Here is a 3,795-nt window from a genome sequence, read left to right as displayed (position 1 = left end):
GCACTGTCCTCCTGGGCCGTTCGATCGGTTCCCTGTGTTTCGGTCATGTGTGTGCCAACGAAGGGGTGCAGTATAAGTTGTGGCGGTCGGTCAATGGTGGCAATTCTTGTGGCGGTTCCCGGAGGGAGGCTCGAGCCTGGGTACGCCGCCGGTGGCGACGGGAGCGGTTGTATCCTCGGGAAAATACCTGACCGCTACTCAGCACGGGGTCGGGGTCAACGAAAGGGAGTACCTGCAGCGTCCAGGTGGACCGAACCATCATCTATCTCTTTACTATCAATAGTGTAGTCAAACGTCTCGAGCAATCGAAGGCTGGTTTCGACGTGTGCCGTTGGGTCCGGTATCCGGAGCTGGCCGCCCCCGATGGCCAGGTGCTCGAGTAACTGGTCTCCGAGGTACCGATCGACCGTTCCTGGTGTCTCGAGTAACTCGAGGGCTTCGTCTGCGGCTTCTTCACCCACGCGTTCTGCCGGCTTGCCCGGTTCTCCAAGTGCTGACGCCCCGGCGAGTGGCCAGAAGTGTTCGGTCGTCGAACTCGATTTTTCGGCGGCTGAACCGACGGCAAACTCGAGGGCGATCACGATCACTGAGCCCGGACATCTGGTCTGGGCTGTGGTTTCGACACGCTCGCGAATCGGGACGGTGTCGTCGCCGTTCCCGTCTTCTTCACTCCATCTCGAGGAAAGCTGCAACCGCTCGAGCGCACCCCCGGCCTGTCGTTCGGCGACGTTCGCATCGGCCAGCGAATCGGCTTCCGTCGAGAAGACGGCAATTCCCGTCAGCGGTCCCCGTCGCTCGAGGGACAGTGGCTGGAACGTCGAGGGAGCCACCTGCAGCCGAAGGCGACCCCCACCGGCGGGATAGAACCCTCTTCGTTCGACCTCGAGGGCGGCCTGCAGACCGTGGCGTCGCAACAGCGGGAGTTTGACCCGTCGAAAGTAATCGACCGACGGTGACCACTTCACGTCGGTGCCACCGGTCGCGGTGACTGCCAGTGGGGCCTCGAGTCGCGCCGCGAGGGACAAGAGGGTATCGAACAGGAGGGTGAGACTGCCGGCCGTGCCGACGCTGACGTGGTACTCGCCGCCCGAAATTCCGCTCGCTGTGGACGGATCGAACTCGACCGTCTGTGACTCGAGTTCCGCACCCGTGACGTCGGCGTCACAGACGTCGGCCATCGTCTCGACGGCAGCCAGATGCTGGTTTGCGAGACCCGGCGTCGGTCGGTCACCGCGGATGTGCTCGAGACGGACTGGCTCGTTCTCCAGTGCCGAAAGCGTGAGCGCCCGGCGAAGAAACTGACCGCCAGCATCGCTGCCATCGAGGGTGTGCATATCGAATCGTCGCTATCGGACGGGAAAATCCTTGTTGTGGAATGCGTTCCGTTCACACCCGAGGTCGCTGATTTCGTTCCCGTTTGAGAGTGTACAATTCGTTCACACACGAGCTATTATCTCGAGTGTTCAGCTGCCGTCATCACCCGCCGTGGCCCGGATAATCCCGCTCGAACCGGTCCTCGAGGTCGCCGTAATCGAACTGGATAATCACGGGTCGGCCGTGCGGGCACGCGTAGGGGTTGGTGCACTCGTCGAGCGCCGCAAGCAGGTCGACCATCGACCCCTCGGTCAGTGAGGTGTTGCCCGTAATCGAGGGGTAACACGCCAGGTCGCCGAGGAAGGCGTCGGCCAGCGCGTCGACCGTTTCCGCGCCCGCGTCGTGGTCGCCCGAGACGAACGAGGCCAGCACGTCTCGAAGCTGGGTCGGCTCGAGCGTCTTTTCGAGGACGGCCGGAACGGTCGTGACGGCAACCGTTCGGTCGTCGGTCCGATCGGCGTAAAAACCGAGTCTCGAGAGCGCGTCCCGATAGGTTTCGAACGCTTCGGCTTCGATGGCCGTCAACTCGAGTTCGACGGGCGAAGCGAGTGCCTGTGCGGTCGGGTCATCGTCGAACGCCCGCTGCAGTCGTTCGTAGTTGACTCGCTCGTCGGCGGCGTGCTGGTCGATCAGGACGAGTCCGTCCGGGCTCTCACAGACGAGGTAGGTCTCCGAGAGTTGGCCGAGTATGCGCAACGGTGGTAGGTTCTCGTAGGCGGTTTCCTCGCCGGTTGCCGTGTCGCCCGAAAGCGTCTGCTGTGTCTCCTCCCCGGTGAACTTCCGGTCGGCTGTGACGTCGGGACCGCCGGCGATGTCGCTCGAGGGTGTGGTTTCGTCGATCGCTTCCGAATCGGTGGTTTCGACCGGTTTCTCCGACGTGGTGCCGGCCTCGTCACCTCCTGCCCATCGCTCGTGCAAATTGCGATCAGGGGTGCTCGAGTCGGAAGTGGCTGAACTCGCTTTTGAACCAGACACACTCGAGTCCGAAGTGGTTGTACCCGAATCCGACGGTGTTGTACTCGAGTCCGACGGTGTTGTCCCTGCTCCCGCCGAGCTGGTATCCGTCTCGGTGGTCGTCTCCGGACTCGATTTCGCACTCGGGGGTTCGGATTCGGTACTCGAGGGCGAAGATTCGGCACCTGAGCGTTTGGGTTCAGCACTCGAGATTGAAGATTCGGCAGCACTGTCCGCGCTCGTCTCGAGGGCGGTCTGGCGGTCCGGCTGGATGTCGGTTTCGTCGGGTGCAGAGCGGCCCCGCGGTGCCCGCGATCGGAGCAAACCGTGCTCGAGCAGGGCGTCTTCGACGGCCGACTGGACCGCCCGTCGGACGGCATCGTCGTCGTCGAAGCGTACCTCGCGCTTTCGCGGGTGGACGTTCACGTCGACGGCGTCGCCGGGAACCTCGAGGAACAGGACGACGAAGGGGTACCGACTCCCGCCGAGTTGCCCGCCGTAGGCGTCCATGATGCCTTCACGGATGGCGCTCGAGGTGACGGCCCGTCCGTTGACGTACGTCGCGAGGTACTCGCGGCTCGAGCGGTTGGTCTCGGGGTGTGATACCGTTCCGGAGATGGACTCGAGGGGGCCGACCGGGAGGTCTTCGTCCGCGTCGACTGCTATCATCGACTGGGCGACGTCCCGTCCGTAGACGGCGAGTATCGCGGCGAGCAGGTCGCCCTGTCCCGTCGTGGCGAACACTTCGCGGCCGTCGTGACTGAGCGAGACGGCGACGTCGGGGTTGGCCAGTGCGTACCGGGTGACGATTCGGTTGACGTGAGCGAACTCAGTGGCGGTCGTCTTGAGAAACTTTCGTCGAGCGGGCGTGTTGTAAAACAGGTCCGTTACCTCGACCGCCGTCCCCTCGGGACAGCCGGTCGGGTTCACCGACATCACCTCGCCACCCTCGTAGACGAGTTCGGTTCCGGTCGGTGGCTCGCCGTCGACGCGGTCGGCTCGCAGTCGGCTTCGAATCGTGAGCTTCGACACCGAACCGATCGTGTGCAGCGCCTCCCCGCGGAAGCCGAGGGTTTCAACCCCCGATTCGAGGTCCTCGAGGTCGGTGATTTTGCTGGTCGTGTGCTGGCGCACGGCGGCTCTGAGGTCGGCTTCGGTCATACCGTGACCGTCGTCGGTCACGCGAATCGAGTCGGTGCCGCCGGCTTCGACGGCGACTTCGACGCGTGATGCACCCGCATCGAGGCTGTTCTCGAGCAGTTCTTTGACGGCGCTGGCTGGCCGCTCGACGACCTCGCCGGCGGCGATACGGGCGACGGTGTTCTCGTCGAGCTGATGAATCCTGGTCCCGCCTGGTCCGCCACCGTCATCCGTCCCGTCGCTCGGTGTCTCCGTCATGGCTCACCCCTCCACTGTGTCCACATCGTTGTACGCGTCCGTTCGGTGAGAGACCGTCGTGTGTGTCCG

At 63.9% G+C, this 3,795-nt stretch carries 2 protein-coding genes; both read right to left on the bottom strand.

The window, feature by feature from the left end:
• Window positions 1–215: 215 nt before the first annotated feature.
• Window positions 216–1,334 carry an RNA 3'-terminal phosphate cyclase gene (gene rtcA / locus NLK60_RS07785; protein WP_254810316.1) on the bottom strand — a complete coding sequence of 373 codons (1,119 nt, stop codon included), beginning with the start codon at window positions 1,332–1,334 and terminating at the stop codon, window positions 216–218.
• Between the two features lie 142 nt (window positions 1,335–1,476).
• Entirely contained in the window at window positions 1,477–3,726 is a 2,250-nt protein-coding gene (gene mutL / locus NLK60_RS07780) for a DNA mismatch repair endonuclease MutL (RefSeq protein WP_254810315.1), read from the bottom strand.
• Window positions 3,727–3,795 lie beyond the last annotated feature (69 nt).

Origin of the sequence: Natronosalvus amylolyticus (assembly GCF_024298845.1) — an archaeon.
Classification (GTDB): domain Archaea; phylum Halobacteriota; class Halobacteria; order Halobacteriales; family Natrialbaceae; genus Natronosalvus; species Natronosalvus amylolyticus.
This window is presented reverse-complemented; position numbering and strand designations above follow the sequence as displayed.

Coding starts and splice junctions, on each gene's coding strand:
- rtcA (WP_254810316.1), bottom strand. CDS start 1,334: ATGCACACCCTCGATGGCAGCGATGCTGGCGGTCAGTTTCTTCGCCGG.
- mutL (WP_254810315.1), bottom strand. CDS start 3,726: ATGACGGAGACACCGAGCGACGGGACGGATGACGGTGGCGGACCAGGC.